At 59.3% G+C, this 18,105-nt stretch carries 15 protein-coding genes; all 15 read left to right on the plus strand.

Translation table 11 applies throughout. From position 1 onward, the window contains the following. Positions 1–76 precede the first annotated feature (76 nt). The 15 genes from arnB (at position 77) to AC3Y64_RS14805 (ending at position 18,017) form a co-directional block, all read left to right on the plus strand. Positions 77–1,225 (plus strand): UDP-4-amino-4-deoxy-L-arabinose aminotransferase, encoded by a 1,149-nt coding sequence (gene arnB / locus AC3Y64_RS14735; RefSeq protein WP_489984229.1) that lies wholly within the window; start codon positions 77–79, stop codon positions 1,223–1,225. Then, the gene (gene arnC / locus AC3Y64_RS14740; RefSeq protein WP_489984230.1) at positions 1,222–2,244 is read left to right on the plus strand and encodes an undecaprenyl-phosphate 4-deoxy-4-formamido-L-arabinose transferase; all 1,023 of its coding nucleotides are present in this window, start codon (positions 1,222–1,224) and stop codon (positions 2,242–2,244) included. The genes arnB and arnC overlap by 4 nt, the downstream gene beginning before the upstream one ends. Then, positions 2,241–4,232 (plus strand): bifunctional UDP-4-amino-4-deoxy-L-arabinose formyltransferase/UDP-glucuronic acid oxidase ArnA, encoded by a 1,992-nt coding sequence (gene arnA / locus AC3Y64_RS14745; RefSeq protein WP_489984231.1) that lies wholly within the window; start codon positions 2,241–2,243, stop codon positions 4,230–4,232. Before arnC ends, arnA begins: the two co-directional genes overlap by 4 nt. Continuing rightward, on the plus strand, positions 4,232–5,116 hold the full coding sequence (gene arnD / locus AC3Y64_RS14750) for a 4-deoxy-4-formamido-L-arabinose-phosphoundecaprenol deformylase (RefSeq protein ID WP_489984232.1): 885 nt from the start codon (positions 4,232–4,234) through the stop codon (positions 5,114–5,116). Before arnA ends, arnD begins: the two co-directional genes overlap by 1 nt. After that, the gene (arnT, locus tag AC3Y64_RS14755) at positions 5,113–6,765 is read left to right on the plus strand and encodes a lipid IV(A) 4-amino-4-deoxy-L-arabinosyltransferase (RefSeq protein ID WP_489984233.1); all 1,653 of its coding nucleotides are present in this window, start codon (positions 5,113–5,115) and stop codon (positions 6,763–6,765) included. Before arnD ends, arnT begins: the two co-directional genes overlap by 4 nt. Continuing rightward, positions 6,762–7,106: a 4-amino-4-deoxy-L-arabinose-phosphoundecaprenol flippase subunit ArnE gene (arnE, locus tag AC3Y64_RS14760; RefSeq protein ID WP_489984234.1), complete on the plus strand. Its 345-nt coding sequence runs from the start codon at positions 6,762–6,764 to the stop codon at positions 7,104–7,106. The genes arnT and arnE overlap by 4 nt, the downstream gene beginning before the upstream one ends. Next, the gene (arnF, locus tag AC3Y64_RS14765) at positions 7,103–7,507 is read left to right on the plus strand and encodes a 4-amino-4-deoxy-L-arabinose-phosphoundecaprenol flippase subunit ArnF (protein ID WP_489984235.1); all 405 of its coding nucleotides are present in this window, start codon (positions 7,103–7,105) and stop codon (positions 7,505–7,507) included. Before arnE ends, arnF begins: the two co-directional genes overlap by 4 nt. Next, the gene (locus AC3Y64_RS14770; protein ID WP_489984236.1) at positions 7,504–8,883 is read left to right on the plus strand and encodes a UDP-glucose dehydrogenase family protein; all 1,380 of its coding nucleotides are present in this window, start codon (positions 7,504–7,506) and stop codon (positions 8,881–8,883) included. Before arnF ends, AC3Y64_RS14770 begins: the two co-directional genes overlap by 4 nt. A 197-nt stretch (positions 8,884–9,080) precedes the next feature. Then, positions 9,081–10,259: an MFS transporter gene (locus tag AC3Y64_RS14775; protein WP_489984237.1), complete on the plus strand. Its 1,179-nt coding sequence runs from the start codon at positions 9,081–9,083 to the stop codon at positions 10,257–10,259. Between the two features lie 156 nt (positions 10,260–10,415). Further along, positions 10,416–11,105 carry an HPP family protein gene (locus AC3Y64_RS14780; protein WP_489984238.1) on the plus strand — a complete coding sequence of 230 codons (690 nt, stop codon included), beginning with the start codon at positions 10,416–10,418 and terminating at the stop codon, positions 11,103–11,105. Positions 11,106–11,474: 369 nt separating this feature from the next. Continuing rightward, a complete protein-coding gene (locus AC3Y64_RS14785; protein ID WP_489984239.1) occupies positions 11,475–14,318 on the plus strand; it encodes a cytochrome P450 in 2,844 nt (947 codons plus the stop codon). Continuing rightward, positions 14,315–14,713: a Rid family hydrolase gene (locus AC3Y64_RS14790; protein ID WP_489984240.1), complete on the plus strand. Its 399-nt coding sequence runs from the start codon at positions 14,315–14,317 to the stop codon at positions 14,711–14,713. The genes AC3Y64_RS14785 and AC3Y64_RS14790 overlap by 4 nt, the downstream gene beginning before the upstream one ends. Beyond that, positions 14,710–15,576, plus strand: a complete 867-nt coding sequence (locus tag AC3Y64_RS14795) for an alpha/beta hydrolase (protein WP_489984241.1) — start codon at positions 14,710–14,712, stop codon at positions 15,574–15,576. Before AC3Y64_RS14790 ends, AC3Y64_RS14795 begins: the two co-directional genes overlap by 4 nt. A 179-nt stretch (positions 15,577–15,755) precedes the next feature. After that, on the plus strand, positions 15,756–16,862 hold the full coding sequence (locus AC3Y64_RS14800) for an enoyl-CoA hydratase/isomerase family protein (protein ID WP_489984242.1): 1,107 nt from the start codon (positions 15,756–15,758) through the stop codon (positions 16,860–16,862). A 3-nt stretch (positions 16,863–16,865) separates the two neighbouring features. Continuing rightward, on the plus strand, positions 16,866–18,017 hold the full coding sequence (locus AC3Y64_RS14805) for an acyl-CoA dehydrogenase family protein (RefSeq protein WP_489984243.1): 1,152 nt from the start codon (positions 16,866–16,868) through the stop codon (positions 18,015–18,017). Positions 18,018–18,105 lie beyond the last annotated feature (88 nt).

Raw genomic sequence — 18,105 nt, forward strand, 5'->3', positions numbered from 1 at the left:
GCCGGTATCCCAAACCATTGAAATCCCGTGTTTTTCAGACAATTGGCTGAAGGATGGCTGTCGCCCCGAGGTTCTTATGAGTCAAGCGTTCCTGCCGTTTTCGCGTCCGAGTATCGGCGATGAGGAAATAACCGCCGTTGAACAAGTATTACGTTCTGGCTGGATTACCACTGGCCCTAAATGTCAGGCACTCGAAGAACAGTTCGCCGCTTATGTCGGTTGCAAACATGCCGTAGCACTTTCTTCGGCCACCGGCGGCATGCATATCACCTTGCTCGCCTTGGGCATTGGCCCGGGCGATGAAGTTATAACGCCTTCGCAAACCTGGGTGTCGACTGCCAACATGATTTCGTTGCTCGGCGCCAAACCGGTGTTCGTCGACGTCGACCGTGACACGCTGATGACTGACGCCGCGCGTATCGAGGCGGCGATCACCCCGCGCACTAAAGCGATCATCCCGGTGCATTACGCTGGCGCCGCCTTCGATCTCGATCCGCTTTACGCACTGGCCGACAAGCACGGCATCGCCGTCATCGAAGACGCCGCCCATGCGGCCGGCACCCGCTACAAGGGCCGTCACGTCGGCGCGCAAGGCACGGCGATCTTCTCCTTCCACGCGATCAAGAACATGACCTGTGCCGAAGGCGCGATGTTCGTCAGCGATGACGAAGCCTTGGCCAGTCGTGTGCGCATGCTCAAGTTCCACGGTCTGGGCGTTGACGCCTACGATCGCCTGACCGGTGGCCGCAAGCCGCAGGCGCAGGTGATGGAGCCGGGCTTCAAGTACAACCTCGCCGACATCAATGCCGCAATTGCCTTGGTGCAATTGCAGCGTCTGGACGCGATCAACGCGCGCCGCACCGAGCTGGCCGCCGCCTATCGGCAAAAACTCGAAGGCCTGCCGGTGCAACCACTGGCCCTGCCCGCCTACTCGCAACAACACGCTTGGCACCTGTTCATCCTGCGCATCGACAGCGAGCGCTGCGGCATCGACCGCGAAGCCTTTATGAAGGGCTTGCAGGACCAGGGCATCGGCACCGGTATCCATTTCATCGCCACCCACCTGCACACCTGGTATCGCCAGCGTGATCCCGACCTGCATCTGCCCAACACCGAATGGAACTCGGCACGACTGTGCTCGATTCCATTGTTCCCCGACATGACCGATCAGGACCTTGATCGCGTCGTCAGGGCCATCGCCACCCTCATGGATAAACGCCTGTGAAACCCTATCCGATCCGCTGTGTGTCGATCGTCATCCCGGTCTACAACGAACAGGACAGCCTGCCGGAGTTGCTGCGCCGTACCGAAGCGGCGTGCCGGATGCTGCGTTACGACTATGAAATCGTCCTGATCGACGACGGTAGCCGTGACGACTCCGCCCACATCCTTGAGGACGCCGCGACTCGCGAAGACAGTCCGTTCGTGGCGGTCATCCTCAACCGCAACTACGGCCAGCACGCGGCAATCATGGCTGGTTTCGAGCAATGCAAGGGCGACGTGGTGATCACCCTCGACGCCGACCTGCAGAACCCACCGGAAGAAATCCCGCGCCTGGTTGCCGAAGCCGAAAAGGGTTTCGACGTGGTCGGCACGGTGCGCGGCAATCGTCAGGATTCGGCGCTGCGTCGCTACCCGTCGAAGCTGATCAACCTCGCCGTGCAGCGCTCCACCGGCGTTGCCATGAGCGACTACGGCTGCATGCTCCGCGCTTACCGCCGAACGATCATCGACGCGATGCTCGCCTGCCGCGAGCGCAGCACCTTCATTCCGATTCTGGCCAACAGCTTCGCGCGCCACACCACGGAAATCGTCGTCGCCCACGCCGAGCGTGAACACGGCGATTCGAAGTACAGCCCGATGCGCCTGATCAACCTGATGTTCGACTTGATCACCTGCATGACCACCACGCCGTTGCGTTTGCTGAGCATTGTCGGTTTCGCCATGGCCGGCCTCGGCGTGTTGTTCGCCGCAGCCCTGATCGTGTTGCGCTTGGTATTCGGTGCCGGCTGGGCCGGGGACGGCATGTTCGTCCTGTTCGCGGTGCTGTTCGTGTTCACCGGCGGCCAGTTCATCGGCATGGGCCTGCTCGGCGAATACCTCGGGCGCATGTACAGCGACGTGCGCGCCCGCCCGCGTTTCTTCATTGAAAAAGTCTTGCGCAGCCACCCATCCCACCCGGCGCCTGCGATCACCGTTGACGGCCTCTCTTCTACTTCCACTACCGGTCAGGTTCTCTCATGAGTGCAAAAACTGTTGTCTTCGCTTACCACGATATTGGCTGCGCCGGCATTCAAGCCCTGCTCGACAGCGGCTACGACATCGCCGCTGTGTTCACTCACGCCGATGACCCGAAAGAAAACGCCTTCTACGCCTCGGTCGCGCAACTGTGCGCTAACAAGGGCATCCCGGTGCATGCGCCAGAAGACGTTAACCACCCGTTGTGGATCGAGCGGATTGCCAAGCTCAATCCCGATTACCTGTTCTCCTTCTACTACCGCAACCTGCTCAGCGAACAACTGCTGGCCGTGGCCAAACACGGCGCATTCAACCTGCACGGCTCGTTGCTGCCGAGCTACCGTGGCCGCGCTCCAGCGAACTGGGTGCTGGTCAACGGCGAAAACGAAACCGGTGTGACCTTGCACCGAATGGTCAAACGTGCCGATGCCGGCGCCATCGTCGCGCAACAACGCGTGGCCATCGAACGCAGCGATACCGCGTTGAGCCTGCACGGCAAACTGCGCATCGCCGCGACCGATCTGTTGCGCGATACCTTGCCGGCGATGCTGCAAGGCACAATCACTGAAACCGCGCAGGACGAAGCGAAAGCCACGGTATTCGGTCGTCGCAGCGCAGCGGACGGCAAACTGCTTTGGGCCAAACCCGCTGAGCAACTGTTCAATCTGGTGCGCGCCGTCACCCAGCCGTACCCGGGCGCGTTCTGCGCCGTCGGTGAACACAAGCTGATCGTCTGGAGCGCCGAGGTCATCAAAGGCAACGACGGCCAGGCGCCGGGCCGGGTGATAAGCGTTGATCCACTGCGCATTGCCTGCGGTGAAGATTCGCTGGTAGTCCTTTCAGGCCAACGCAACGACAACGGCCTGTTCCTCAGCGGCGCGCAACTGGCCAGTGAACTCGGTCTGGTCGACGGTTCGCTGCTGCGCGGCGCGGAATCCGGGCGCGCGCCACGTCGCACGCGCGTGCTGATCCTTGGCGTCAACGGTTTCATCGGCAATCACCTGTCCGAGCGTCTGTTGCGCGATGATCGCTACGAAGTCTATGGCCTCGATATCGGTTCCGATGCCATCGACCGTTTGCGCAGTCATCCGCACTTCCACTACGTCGAAGGCGACATCAGCATTCACTCCGAGTGGATCGAGTACCACATCAAGAAGTGCGATGTGGTCCTGCCGCTGGTGGCCATCGCCACGCCGATCGAATACACCCGCAACCCGTTGCGCGTGTTCGAACTCGATTTCGAAGAAAACCTGAAACTGGTGCGCTACTGCGTCAAGTACAACAAGCGCGTGATCTTCCCGTCGACCTCGGAAGTCTATGGCATGTGCCAGGACAAGCACTTCGACGAAGACACCTCCAATCTGGTGGTCGGCCCGATCAACAAGCAGCGCTGGATCTACTCGGTGTCCAAGCAACTGCTGGACCGAGTGATCTGGGCTTACGGCGCCAAGGGTCTGAATTTCACCCTGTTCCGTCCTTTCAACTGGATGGGCCCGCGCCTTGATCGTCTGGACTCGGCGCGCATTGGTAGCTCCCGCGCCATCACCCAATTGATCCTCAATCTGGTCGAAGGCACGCCAATCCGTCTGTTCGACGGCGGTGAGCAGAAACGCTGTTTCACTGACATCGCTGACGGCGTCGAGGCCTTGGCGCGGATCATCGATAACGACAACGACGTCTGCAACGGGCAGATCATCAACATCGGCAACCCGAACAACGAGGCCAGTATTCGTCAACTGGGCGAAGAGCTGCTGCGTCAGTTCGAAGCGCACCCGCTGCGTGACAACTTCCCGCCGTTCGCCGGTTTCCGCGACGTGGAAAGCAAGGCGTTCTACGGTGCCGGTTATCAAGACGTCGAACACCGCAAGCCAAGCATCGCCAACGCCAAGCGTCTGCTCGACTGGACGCCGACCGTGGAAATGCGCGAGACCATCGGCAATACGCTGGATTTCTTCTTGCGTGAAGCCATGCTCGAAATCGCGGACAAGCCTTGATGCAGGCCGGTCTACGCATTGACGTCGACACCTTTCGCGGCACTCGTGAAGGTGTGCCGCGCTTGCTGGAAATACTCGACGAGGCGCAGATCAAGGCAACGTTTTTCTTCAGTGTCGGCCCGGACAACATGGGCCGGCATCTGTGGCGCCTGATCCGCCCGCAGTTTCTCTGGAAGATGCTCCGCTCCAACGCTGCCGGCCTGTATGGCTGGGACATTCTGCTGGCCGGCACCGCATGGCCGGGCAAACCGATTGGTCGCGACCTCGGGCACCTGATGCGTCAGGCCCGTGATGCCGGACACGAAGTCGGCCTGCATGCCTGGGATCACCACGGCTGGCAGGCCAACGCTGGCACCTGGAGCAACAAGCAACTGATCGAGCAGATCCGTCAGGGCGTCGACACTTTGAGCGACATTCTCGGCGAGAAAATCACCTGTTCAGCCGCCGCCGGTTGGCGTGCCGATGAGCGGGTGATCGAAGCCAAGCAGGCCTTCGGCTTTCGCTACAACAGCGATTGCCGGGGCATGCGACTGTTTCGTCCGCTGCTCGCCGATGGCACGCCGGGCACGCCGCAGATACCGGTGGACCTGCCGACCTTCGACGAGGTCGTCGGCCCTATCGTTGCGGCGCGGGATTACAACGCGTTCCTGCTCGATCACTTCCGTGCGCAACAGCTCAACGTCTACACCATTCATGCCGAAGTGGAAGGGATTCTGATGGCTGAGGATTTTCGTCAACTGCTGGCCGCTGCGCGTCAGCGCCACATCGACTTCACACCGCTGGGCGATTTGTTGCCCGAATTCTTCAACACCTTGCCCGTGGGCCGCGTGCAGCGTGGCGCCCTTGATGGCCGTGAAGGCTGGCTGGGAGTGCAAGGCGCATGATTAAACGCTGGGCATTGCCGTTGCTGCTGTTGGCGATTTGTCTGCTGGCCTACCTGCTGCCGCTGGGCACCCATGGCTTGTGGATTCCCGATGAATCTCGCTACGCGCAAATCAGCCAGGACATGCTGCTGAGCGGCAACTGGGTGTTGCCGCATTTCATGAGCCTGCGCTATTTCGAGAAGCCGATTGCCGGCTACTGGATGATTGCGTTGGGGCAGGAAGTGTTCGGGCAGAACCTGTTCGGCGTGCGCTTCGCTTCGGCGCTGAGCACTGGGTTGAGTGTGTTGCTGTGTTATCTCATCGCCCGGCGTTTGTGGAACGAGCCGCGCAAAAGTTTTGTCTGCGCGCTGATCTACATGAGCTTCACCATCGTCGCCGGCCAGGCCGGTTACGCCAACCTCGATCCGCAATTCACTTTCTGGGTGAACCTGAGTCTGGTGGCGCTGTGGTTTGCCGTCGACAGTCAAACCGGCGGTAAGCGCATGGCCGCCTGGGCCGTGTTGGGGCTGGCCTGCGGCATGGGCTTTATGACCAAGGGCTTTCTCGCCTGGCTGCTGCCGGTGCTGATCGCATTGCCGTGGATGCTCTGGCAAAAGCGCTGGCGTGAACTGCTGATGTTTGGCCCGGTGGCAATTGCCGTGGCGATCATCGTCAGTCTGCCGTGGGTGCTCTCGGTGCATGCGCAGGAGCCCGACTACTGGCGGTTTTTCTTCTGGCATGAACACATCCGCCGCTTTGCCGGTGACGATGCCCAGCATGACGCGCCGTGGTGGTTCTACTTGCCGCTACTGGTGGCGTTCAGTTTGCCGTGGGCGGGATTGCTGCCGACGGCGTTCAAGCAAGCCTGGCAAACCCGCGCTCAGCCCAAAGTGATTTTCCTGCTGCTGTGGCTACTGATGCCGCTGCTGTTTTTCAGCCTGAGCAACGGCAAATTGCCCACCTACATCCTGCCGTGCCTGCTGCCACTGGCGTTGCTGCTTGGTCACGCGCTGGCCGACCGTTTGCGTCTTGAGCAAGGTCGGGCGCTGAGCATCAATGGGGTGCTCAATTTGTTGCTCGGCCTCATTACGCTGATTGCGCTGGTGTATCTGCAGCAGACCAAACCGGTCTACGACCACGAACTGCACAGCATGGTGCTGGTGTTCATTGCACTGATCGGCTGGATCATCGCCAACTTGCTGCAAGCCTTCCTGCCATTGCAATGCTGGGCGGCGCCGGCGCTGGGCAGCCTGTTGCTGATCGCCGTTTTGCCGGCAGCGATGCCCAAATCGGTGGTCGCCAACAAGATGCCTGATCAGTTCATCAAGCATCACGTCAGCGAACTGGCGCAAACCACGCACCTGCTGAGCAACGACCTTGGTGCGGCGTCAGCGCTGGCCTGGCGCCTGAAAAGCCCGCAAGTGGCGTTGTACAACACGATAGGCGAATTGAAATATGGCCTTGCCTATCCTGACGGCATTCAACAACGGGTCGATCCCGATCAAGTGCAACAGTGGATGCGTGAAGCGCGCCGCAGCGGTTCGGTCGGCGTGGTGATGCGCGTCAAGGGGCAGGACGAACTGGACGAAATCGACAAGTTGCCAAAGGACGGCGTCCGTTATGAACAGGGCAACCTGGTGATCATGATCCTGCCGAAGGTGGCGTCATGAGCCTTTTGTTGCTGTTGGCCGCGTGCCTGCTGACCTGTCTCGGGCAGATTGCGCAGAAATACGCCGTGGAGAGCTGGCGCGGGGTCGAGTCGACGTGGGCCGACAAACTGCGTTCGCCGTGGTTGTGGCTGGCCCTGCTCGCCCTCGGCTCAGGTCTCTTGGTCTGGCTGCTGGTGTTGCAGCGCCTGGAAGTCGGCATCGCCTACCCGATGCTCAGCCTGAATTTTGTGCTGATCACCCTGATCGCCCGCTTCGTCTTCCACGAACCCATCGACCGCCAACATTGGCTCGGCGTGGCGTTGGTGATCGGTGGCGTGGTTTTGCTGGGGCAACAGACATGAATCAGCGTCGCGGAATCACTTTCGCCCTCGGCAGCGTTTTGCTGGTCAGCGCCGCGCAACTGGGCATGCGCTGGAGCATGACCCGCCTGCCCACGCCAGAACATTGGCCGGCCATAGACAGCCTCGACCCGCGCGCATTGGCCGTGGTCATTGCGGCGATCTTCGCCTATGCCCTGTCGATGCTCTGCTGGCTCGCCGCCCTGCGCGATCTGCCGCTGGGTCGGGCTTATTCGCTGCTGAGCCTCAGCTATGCGCTGGTGTACCTGCTGGCGGCCAGTCTGCCGCTGTTCAACGAATCCTTCAGTTTCAGCAAATCGCTGGGCGTGGCGCTGGTCATGCTCGGGGTCATCACCATCAACACGCGTCCGGCTCGTGCGCCCGCATTCAGGAGTGCTCCATGAAAATCACAGTATTTGGCAGCGGTTACGTCGGTCTGGTGCAAGCGGCTGTGTTGGCCGAGGTAGGCCATGATGTCGTGTGCATGGACGTCGACCAGAAAAAGGTCGACCTGTTGCGCCAGGGGCACGTGAGCATTTTTGAACCAGGACTGGCCAGCCTGGTGCGCGAAGGGCTGGATTCGAAACGCCTGCTGTTCACCACCGATGAAAAACTCGCCGTGCAGCACGCTCGTGTCGCGTTCATTGCGGTGGGTACGCCGTCCCGAGAAGACGGTTCGGCGGACCTGCGCTACGTGCTGTCGGTCGGCGATGCGATTGCCCGTCATCGTGAGCAACCGCTGATCATCGTCGAGAAATCCACGGTGCCGGTGGGCACCGGCGACACCCTGCGCACGCACATCGAAAAAGCGCTGATCAAGGTCGGTCGCCTGCTGCAATTCGATATCGTCTCCAACCCGGAATTTCTCAAGGAAGGCTCGGCAGTTGCCGATTGCCGCCGTCCGGATCGCATCGTTATCGGCTGCGAAGGTGATGAGGTGCGCGACGTCATGCGTGATCTGTACTCGCCCTTCAACCGCAATCACGACCGCATCATGTTCATGGATTTGCGCAGCGCCGAACTGACCAAGTACGCCGCCAACTGCATGCTGGCGACCAAGATCAGCTTCATCAACCAGATCGCCGAACTCGCCGAACACCTGGGTGCCGACATCGAGTCGGTGCGTCAGGGCATCGGCGCCGACACGCGCATCGGTTATCACTTCATCTATCCGGGCTGCGGTTATGGCGGCTCGTGCTTCCCGAAAGACATGCGCGCCTTGATCCACAGTGCCGAAGAGGCGCATTGCTCCAGCGACTTGCTGCAAGCGGTCGAAGCGATCAACCAGCGGCAGAAACACAAGTTGTTCGAGCGCATCAACGCCTTCTACCAAGGCGAACTGCGCGGCAAGACCTTCGCTCTGTGGGGGCTGGCGTTCAAACCCAACACCGACGACATGCGCGATGCGCCAAGCCGCGTGCTGCTGGAAGAGTTGTGGGCGGCCGGCGCCAGCGTGCGCGCGTTTGACCCGGAAGCCATGCAGGAAACCCAGAACCTCTACCCGGACGAATCCAGACTGATGTTGATGGGTACGCCTGAATCAGTGTTGCCCGGTGCTGACGCATTGATCATCTGCACCGAATGGCAACAATTCAAGGCGCCGGATTTCGAGCTGATCAAACAGCGTCTCAATACCCCGGTGATCTTCGACGGGCGCAACCTCTACGACGCTGATCGTCTGGCGCGCAATGGCTTTCAGTACTTCCCGATGGGCCGTGGCGAATCGCGCAAATTGCCGATCCCGCTGCAACAGTGGCCGCATGCGTCTGACGTCGCATAAACACCTACTCCCCTGTGGGAGCGAGCTTGCTCGCGAAGGCGGAGTGTCAGATACATCAATGTTGACTGACACTCAGCTATCGCGAGCAGGCTCACTCCTACAAGGGATTTGCGGTGTGGCGGCTTGACCGGTGATGGTTGCGCAGGGAGGATGGTGCACGCCCGCCAAGCCTCTGAAATAAGGACATTGCCCCCTCCGTGGCCACCTATTCGCGCTTCATCCGCCGGTTGATGATCAGCTCGCTAACCGTCGTCATCAGCCGCGCCCTGATCAGTCCGCTGCTGACGTTGTTCCTCAGCAACAAACTCGGCCTCAACCCGCAAGACGTCGGCCTGCTGCTGGGCATTGCGGTATTCAGCGCAACATTGTTGTCGCTGTACGGCGGTTACATCATCGACCGGTTGGACAAACGCCAGTTGCTGATTCTGACCATGCTCTCCAGCGGCATCGGCATGATCCTGCTGACCTTCGCGCAGAATCTGTATCTGGTCACTTTGGTGTTGATCATCAGTGAAACCGCGTCGGCGCTGTTCCTCATCTGCTCGAAGGCCATCCTCAGTGAAAACCTGCCGGTTGGCCAACGGGTCAAGGCGTTTTCTCTCAACTACACCTTGACCAATATCGGCTACGCCGTCGGCCCGATGATCGGCGTGGTAATTGCCGGCATCCAGCCTTCGGCGCCGTTTATCGTCGCCGGCGCGATTGCCATTGGCAGCATTTTTCTGCTGATGGGCGCAGCGAAAGAGCCTAATCCGATCGCCTCGGTTGGCCCGCCGCAAAGCTTTCTGAACACCCTGATCATCCTGAAAAACGATCGGACGATGATCCTGTTCACCTTGGGTTGCCTGCTCAGCACGCTCGTACACGGGCGCTTCACCCTGTACCTGTCGCAATATCTGCTGGTCACCCACACCCAGCAACAGACGCTCGACACCATGGCCGCCCTGCTCGCCTGCAATGCGATCACGGTCATCCTTTTGCAATACCAGATCGGCCGTTTCCTCAAGCGCGAGCACTTGCGCCAGTGGATTGCCGGCGGCACTGCGCTGTTCATCCTCGGGCTGATCGGCTTCAGCATGGCTGACAGCCTCGTCGGCTGGTGCGTGGCGATGTTCATTTTCACCCTGGGCGAGATGATCATTTACCCGGCAGATTTTCTCTTCGTCGACACGCTCGCCCCCGAGGAACTGCGCGGCAGCTACTACGGCGCGCAGAATCTGGCGGCACTCGGCGGCGCTGCAAGCCCGGTGATGTGCGGGTTTCTGCTGATGCACACGCCGGCGCCGATGATGTTCTACGCCTTGAGCGCATTGGCGGCAGTCGGCGGCTATTTGTGTGTCGCCAGCGGTCGCCGCGTCGTTTCAGTGCAAAAATAATGCACTCAAACTGCATTTATATGAATTTGTCAGCATCGAGATTGAACGTCAAACTGTGTGCGTTCCTCCCCCAATGTTGGAACACTTCGAGGGCTTTCCGGATAGACCGGACGAGTCCTTTTTTTTGCCCGGATTTTGTAGAAGGATCAGTTTCACATGCTCGCTCGCTGGTTGCCCGCCGCCATAAACACCCGCCCAACCGAATGGAGCCGCGCCGCCATCGGCATGGCGCTGGGCACGTTGTTCAGCGTGTGGCTGTGCGCGCAGGTGTTCGGCCATGACGTCGCTTATCACCTGATCGGGCCGCTCGGCGCCTCGGCAGTGTTGCTGTTCGCCGTGTCCTCCGGCGCCCTCGCCCAGCCGTGGTCGATTCTGGGTGGTTATCTGTGCGCGGGTGTCGTCGCGCTGCTGGTCGCTCACGTGCTTGGCCGAACCCTTGCCAGCGCTTGTCTGGCGGCGGGCATGGCGCTGATTCTGATGTGCTGGCTGCGTTGCCTGCACCCACCGGCCGGCGCCCTGGCGCTGACGCTGGTGCTGGCCGATCCCGCGACCATCGCCATGGATTGGAAAGCCATGGAACCGGTGATGCTCGGCGCAGCGTGCATGCTGCTCAGCGCCCTCGCCTACAACAACCTGACGCGTATTCGCTATCCGAAACGCCCGGCGGAACCGGCACCCGCAGTCGCCCCGGTCGACAATCAGGCAATCACCGCCGAAGACCTGAAACTCGCCCTGGCCGACATGGAAGCCTTCATCGACATCACCCCCGAAGATCTGGAGCAACTGATCCACGCCAGTGAGCTGCATGCCAAGCGCCGCAGTATCCGCAACGTGTTCAACCACTAATCTTGCTGGAGCCCACACGGGCTGGATCTGTTGAGCTGAAACTCATGCATTGTTTGTAGCCTTGCTTCCGACAAATGGTGAATGACCTACCTTGCCAAAGTGGAAACAACAACTAGATTTCAGACCTGTACCGCACAGAGTTGTCTGCTTTCACTAAGTATTCTGGCCCGCCTTAACGCCCAGTAGCGATGACATCGGATGTCTGACTATCGAGAGTGGCAAGGCTGGCTCCGCGCTTTGACAGCACCATCCTCCCTCGTTTTTTAGCGCACGCAACCTGCCCGTTGCCGGTGTTTGGTCGTGCGCCGCAGTCTTCAGAATCCGTCTCTGGTGGTTTCGAACCCTATTCGAATCTGCGAGGGAATCACCATGACCGACTTACTGCTGCAAATGCTTGGCACCCCATTGTTCGCCCCGCGAGCGCGTCATCATCAGCCATTGCGCGACTACATGGACCTGACGATCCAACGGCTGCGTTGCGTTATCCAGTCCGGCCTGATCACTAACGACATGTGGCGAGGTCAGTCGCGTGAAGATGAGTTCAGGACTATCAATGAACGGCTGGCGGTATTGGCAGCCTTTGACTACGCGCTCTACTCCTCCGTCGTAGATCATTTGATCGCTGGCAACGCGGTTTTTACTCAGGGCGACTCGATTCAAGTCATGCGTTATCGACAGGAAATTGTCGAACTGGGTGCCGTGTATGCGTTTGGCTGTACCGAAATCGCTAGCGGAAGCGATGTGCGCAACCTGCAAACCACGGTGACATATGACCCGCTGGCGCAGCATCTGGTGCTCAATACGCCGTCGCCTTCGGCATGCAAGTTCTGGATAGGCAATGCGCTGCATGCAGCTCAGGTATTGATGGTACTGGCACGCCTGATTGTGAACGGTGAGGACGAAGGATTGCACTGGTTCCGGGTGCCCATCCGGGACTTGGAAAATGGGCCTTTGACAAGTGGCATCAATGTCATGGCTTGCGACCCGAAGGGCGGAATCCATGCCAATCAGGTTGCGGGCATCCGTTTTACCGGAGTGAACCTGCCATTGAATGCGTTGATGCAAAAGTATTCTCGATTCACGCCTGACGGGCAATTCAGCAGTGACGTAGCTCGTGACAAACGTGCCACATCGGCCATGGAAACGTTCATTCAGGAGCGTGTGTTCCTGCTGGCTGCAGCACGGGGCAGTGCTGGACTGTGCAGTTGGCTGACTCACCGCTTTGTTGCCCACAGAAAAACGGCGTCAGCCGGTCAGACGTTGCTCGATAATCCGCTGGTGCGGCAGCGTTTATACGAGGAACAACTGAAGGCGCTGGCTCTCACGCTTCTGGAGCAGGCGGTCCTGAGGCGCTTCGAGGCAATGTGGAACCAGGCGGACAAACGTAAAGAACTCCACATCCATGCGGCGGTGGCCAAAAGCGTCGGTACGTGGATGGGGCTTGACGTGATGCGCAAGTGCCGGGAATTGTGCGGTTCGCAAGGTTTCCATCATTACAATCAGATTGTCACGCAGTGCATGGACTGCGAAATCAGCATCACCTTTGCCGGTGACAACTCGGTACTGGCTTATCAGGTCGCAAGAGATGCGGTGACCCGTCCTCGCTTTGCGTCCCGTCCTGCGAACAACATCGCCCAGCGGATCGAGAAGAGTATTGTCGAGCGGTGTACCGGTCCCAGTGATATTACCCACCGTCAAGCGGTTGCCCTGGCGTACGCACGCGCATTGGACCTGGTGATTGAGGAAGCATCTCTTGATCAACAGGTCTCCTTGCAGACGCTGGAGGACCTGATTGCAGTGTTTGCCATTCCACTTCGCGAGAGTGCGCTGAGCACCGAGGGCCTGGATGTTCATCGCGCTACCGAGGCACGAATGACATTGCTGGCTGAAAGGCTCAAGCCCCCACTGGAACTTGTGACAGCACCGATCGCATTTGCCAACTACATCGAACAGTTCACAACGCCGTTGTACATGGCTGAGCAGAAGCCGCAGACACTGCTGGACTTCACTGATCCCGATACCGTGCGCGATCCCTACCCCGCTTACGCTTACCTGCGAGAACATCAACCGATTTACTGGTGCAGCCAGTTCAATGCCTGGTTCATGACCCGCTACGACGACGTGTTTGCAGCGCAGGGCGACTCAAAACGCTACTCATCAGATCGTATGCAGCAATTGGTCGATGCCCAACTGCCACCTGATAAACGCGGGAAACTGGCGCCGTTTGTCAGACTCGCTTCTGAATGGATGTATTCACAGGACGGCATAGCGCACAAGAACAGCCGCCACTTGCTGGGCAAAGCCTTTACGCCTCGCGTCATAGAGTCTTTGCGTCAGACCATTCAGGAGATCACCGACAGGGAAATTGCCGAGTTGCAACCGCAAACCGATCTGATGGCGAATCTGTTCAACCGGGTACCGGCGCTGATCCTTGCCAAGCTGTATGGCATCCCCCGTGGCGACGCGCTGAAATTGAGGAATTGGACAGACGATATTCTGATTTTTCTAGTGGGAAGTCTTGACCCGGACTACGGCCCTGAGCAAGCACTCAGAGGCGTCGAGGAAATGTATGCCTATTTCGCAGGCATCATCGCCCAGCGCCGTGCACAGCCTGAAGATGATCTCGTCAGCCGCGTTCTGGATGCCTGCGCTGACAGCAGCTCGAGTATCGATGAGGTGCTCGCGCAGATTGTTTTCATCCTTGTCGCTGGCTACACCACAAGCGCCGATCAGCTCTGCATCGGACTTCTGCATTTACTTGAACATTCCGAGCAAACCGCAGAGCTGCGGGCCAATCCTGAACTGATCAAGCCCGCCATCGAAGAAATGCTGCGGTTTGACTCTGCGGGTTCTTTCAGCCACCGCGTCGTCAAGGAGGACGTGACCATGCACGGAGTCACGATGCGCGACGGAGACCTGGTGTACCTCATGCGAGCGTCCGCCAATCGTGACCCGGGAAAATTTCCTGAGCCAGATCGCTTCGATATCCGTCGCCCGCATAACGATCATCTTGCCTTTGGACGTGGTGAGCACTTCTGCATGGGAACGGCGTTGTTCCGCCTCGAAGCCGAAATCGTGTTTTCCACCCTGTTCCAGCGTTATCCGCAATTGAGCCTGATAGCGGATCAGCCGGCAATCTGGCGCACCAACAACCTGCAATTTCGTGGACTCAAAACACTGCCCATCCACTTGGGCCAAGGAGCGGCACAATGACTATTCAACGCGTTTTTTCCGAAGCAACCTGGGAGAAGGAAGCCGGCTATTGCCGCGCGATACGCGTAGGCGAGCGAATCCTGATGGGCGGAACAGTCGCTTTCAACACGGATGGTTCACCGTATGAACCGGGAGATGCTTATAGACAGACGCTGCATTGCCTCAACATCATCGAACGGTCTATACAACAATTGGGGCGGGATCGCCGCAGCATCGTCGGCATCCGTATCTACACAACCAGCATGAAATACTGGCCGCAGATCGCCAAGGCCCACAAAGAGTTCTTCGCCGGGCATCCGCCCACACTTATGTGCATTGGCGGGGTCGAGCTCATTGCACCGGAATATGTCGTCGAACTCACCACCGAAGCGACGACGCTTGAGGTGGACCCATGACTTCTCTTTCTTTGCAGGATTATGTGACGGTCGAAAATACAAGGACTGCATTACGTCATGCCATGGTCGTGCGTGTTACAGACCTTACTATCAACAGTGGCGAACGACCGCTGCCATTGCGGCTCTACCTTCCACCCGGTCAAGGGCCTCAACCGGTATTGATGTTTTTCCATGGAGGTGGATGGGTCACCGGTGACCTCGACACCCATGACAGCTTTTGCCGACTGATGTGCGAATGGGCTGGATGCGCTGTCGTGGCAGTCGACTATGCTCGACCACCGGAACAGGTATTCCCCGCAGCTTTACAAGACTGCAGTTGTGCGACCCGTTGGGTTATTGAACATGGAGATGCCATCGGCCTGGATGCGTCGCGAATGGCCGTGGCGGGTGGCGGTTCCGGCGGCGGGCTTGCCGCCGCCATTTGCCAATGGGCTCAGGAAACGGGCGCTGCCCGAATCGCGTTTCAATTACTGCTTTATCCACTGCTGGACTGCATCACCGAAAATCCATCCCACCGGAGGTTCGCCGATGGCCATGGCCTGAGCGCACAGATGCTTGAGTGGTACATTGCGCATTACGTGCCGCCGGATGTTCCTCGCGACGATTACAGGGTTTCGCCTGTGCGCCAGAAAAACCTTCATGGTTTGCCCCCGGCGTTGATTCTCACTTCCGGCCTGGATGTCCTTCGGGACGAAGGACGCGAGTACGCCATGCGACTGAGGAAGGCTGGCGTCGAAGTTCGGCATGTGGAATACGAAAGGATGCAGCACGGTTTCATCAACTATCCGTCCCGACATGATGAAGCCAGGCAAGCGTTGCTTGAATGTGCCAGAGCGCTGCAAACGTATTTCGGAAAAGACTGACCGGTACCCGGCCCGGACCCGCCGTCCGGGCCTTTATCCACCCGGGCTGTCCCTATAGCAAAAACGCAGACAGCCCCTGCACATATCCCCGTTGTACATGGCAAATTTGCACTGTTACGATCCGGTAACGCTCGCGCGCGAGCTTCTCGAATAAAGACAATAAAAGCAGGGAGTTACTGATGACAGCTCAGGCTTCATCCCCGCGGACACAGTCCATGGATGCCACGCAAAACGAAGTGCTGGCCGAGGTTCGCAATCACATCGGTCACCTGACCCTCAACCGCCCCGCCGGCCTCAACGCCATCACCCTCGACATGGTGCGTCTGCTGCAACAGCAACTCGACGCCTGGGCCTCTGACGCCAATGTCCACGCCGTGGTGCTGCGCGGTGCCGGTGAAAAAGCCTTCTGCGCCGGCGGCGATATTCGATCCCTGTACGACAGTTTCAAAAGCGGCGACACGCTGCATGAAGATTTCTTCGTCGAGGAATACGCCCTCGACCTGACGATTCATCACTACCGCAAACCGGTGCTGGCCTTGATGGACGGTTTTGTCCTCGGCGGCGGCATGGGTTTGGTGCAAGGCGCCGATCTGCGTGTGGTTACCGAAAAGAGTCGTCTGGCCATGCCGGAAACAGCCATCGGTTATTTCCCGGATGTCGGCGGCAGTTATTTCCTGCCGCGCATCCCCGGTGAGCTGGGGATTTATCTGGGGGTCAGCGGTGTGCAGATCCGTGCCGCCGATGCGCTGTATTGCGGCCTGGCGGACTGGTATCTGGACAGCAGCAAACTGGCGCTGCTCGACGAAAAACTCGACGCGATGGAGTGGCAGGACACCCCGCTCAAGGCTCTGCAAAACCTGCTGGCCAAGCATGGCGTGCAAACCCTGCCCGATGCGCCGCTTGAGGCCTTGCGCCCGGCCATCGACCATTTCTTCGCGCTGCCCGACGTGCCGAGCATGGTCGAGCAATTGCGCGCCGTGACCGTCGCCGACAGCCATGAATGGGCGACCACCACCGCCAACCTATTGGAAACCCGTTCGCCGCTGGCCATGGCCGTCACCCTGGAAATGCTCCGGCGCGGTCGGCACCTGAGCCTGGAACATTGCTTCGCGCTGGAGCTGCACCTGGATCGCCAGTGGTTTGCCCGTGGCGACCTGATCGAAGGCGTGCGCGCTCTGCTGATCGACAAAGACAAATCACCACGCTGGAACCCGCCGACTCTCGCGACGCTGGACGCTGCGCATGTGGCGAGTTTCTTCCACGGTTTTGATGAGAGCGGGAGCTGAGCCATGCACGATCTCGAACTGACTGAAGAACAAGTGATGATCCGCGACATGGCTCGGGACTTTGCCCGCGGCGAAATCGCGCCCCATGCGCAGGCGTGGGAAAAGGCTGGCTGGATCGACGACGCGCTCGTGGCGAAGATGGGTGAGCTAGGCCTCTTGGGCATGGTGGTGCCCGAGGAATGGGGCGGCACCTACGTCGATTACGTCGCCTACGCTTTGGCCGTGGAAGAGATTTCTGCCGGTGATGGCGCGACCGGCGCATTCATGAGCATTCATAACTCGGTGGGTTGCGGGCCGGTGCTCAACTACGGCAGCGATCAACAGAAAAAAACCTGGCTGGCGGATCTGGCCAGCGGTCAAGCCATCGGCTGCTTCTGCCTGACCGAACCCCAGGCCGGCTCCGAGGCGCACAACCTGCGCACGCGCGCCGAACTGCGTGACGGCCAATGGGTGATCAACGGTTCCAAGCAATTTGTCAGCAATGGCAAACGGGCGAAACTGGCGATCGTGTTTGCCGTGACCGATCCGGAGTTGGGCAAGAAAGGTATTTCGGCGTTTCTGGTGCCGACCGATACCGCCGGTTTCATCGTTGATCGCACTGAACACAAGATGGGCATCCGTGCTTCGGATACCTGCGCGGTGACCCTGAACAACTGCATCATTCCCGAGGCCAATTTGCTCGGCGAGCGCGGCAAGGGTCTGGCGATTGCCCTGTCCAATCTTGAAGGCGGACGCATCGGCATCGCTGCGCAAGCGTTGGGCATCGCCCGTGCGGCGTTTGAAGCGGCGCTGGCGTACTCGAAGGATCGCGTGCAGTTCGACAAACCGATTATCGAACACCAGAGCATCGCCAACCTGCTGGCTGACATGCACATGCAAATCAACGCTGCGCGGTTGATGATCCTGCATGCGGCACGGCTGCGTACGGCGGGCAAACCGTGCTTATCGGAGGCTTCGCAGGCCAAGCTGTTCGCTTCGGAAATGGCCGAGAAGGTCTGTTCGTCGGCGATTCAGATTCATGGCGGCTACGGCTATCTCGAAGATTATCCGGTCGAGAAGTACTACCGCGATGCGCGGATTACCCAGATTTACGAAGGGTCGAGCGAGATTCAGCGGATGGTGATTGCCCGTGACTTGAAAAACTACCAGCTCTAAAAGCAAAAGCATCGCCAGCAGGGCTAGCTCCCACAATGATCAGTGCTGTGCATGACTTTAGTGGTCAGCACAGGAACTTGTGAGAGCT

Source organism: Pseudomonas sp. 4CAES_32.4, from assembly GCF_058136335.1.

Coding starts and splice junctions, on each gene's coding strand:
- arnB (WP_489984229.1), top strand. CDS start 77: ATGAGTCAAGCGTTCCTGCCGTTTTCGCGTCCGAGTATCGGCGATGAG.
- arnA (WP_489984231.1), top strand. CDS start 2,241: ATGAGTGCAAAAACTGTTGTCTTCGCTTACCACGATATTGGCTGCGCC.
- arnD (WP_489984232.1), top strand. CDS start 4,232: ATGCAGGCCGGTCTACGCATTGACGTCGACACCTTTCGCGGCACTCGT.
- arnT (WP_489984233.1), top strand. CDS start 5,113: ATGATTAAACGCTGGGCATTGCCGTTGCTGCTGTTGGCGATTTGTCTG.
- arnE (WP_489984234.1), top strand. CDS start 6,762: ATGAGCCTTTTGTTGCTGTTGGCCGCGTGCCTGCTGACCTGTCTCGGG.
- arnF (WP_489984235.1), top strand. CDS start 7,103: ATGAATCAGCGTCGCGGAATCACTTTCGCCCTCGGCAGCGTTTTGCTG.
- AC3Y64_RS14770 (WP_489984236.1), top strand. CDS start 7,504: ATGAAAATCACAGTATTTGGCAGCGGTTACGTCGGTCTGGTGCAAGCG.
- AC3Y64_RS14780 (WP_489984238.1), top strand. CDS start 10,416: ATGCTCGCTCGCTGGTTGCCCGCCGCCATAAACACCCGCCCAACCGAA.
- AC3Y64_RS14785 (WP_489984239.1), top strand. CDS start 11,475: ATGACCGACTTACTGCTGCAAATGCTTGGCACCCCATTGTTCGCCCCG.
- AC3Y64_RS14790 (WP_489984240.1), top strand. CDS start 14,315: ATGACTATTCAACGCGTTTTTTCCGAAGCAACCTGGGAGAAGGAAGCC.
- AC3Y64_RS14795 (WP_489984241.1), top strand. CDS start 14,710: ATGACTTCTCTTTCTTTGCAGGATTATGTGACGGTCGAAAATACAAGG.
- AC3Y64_RS14800 (WP_489984242.1), top strand. CDS start 15,756: ATGACAGCTCAGGCTTCATCCCCGCGGACACAGTCCATGGATGCCACG.
- AC3Y64_RS14805 (WP_489984243.1), top strand. CDS start 16,866: ATGCACGATCTCGAACTGACTGAAGAACAAGTGATGATCCGCGACATG.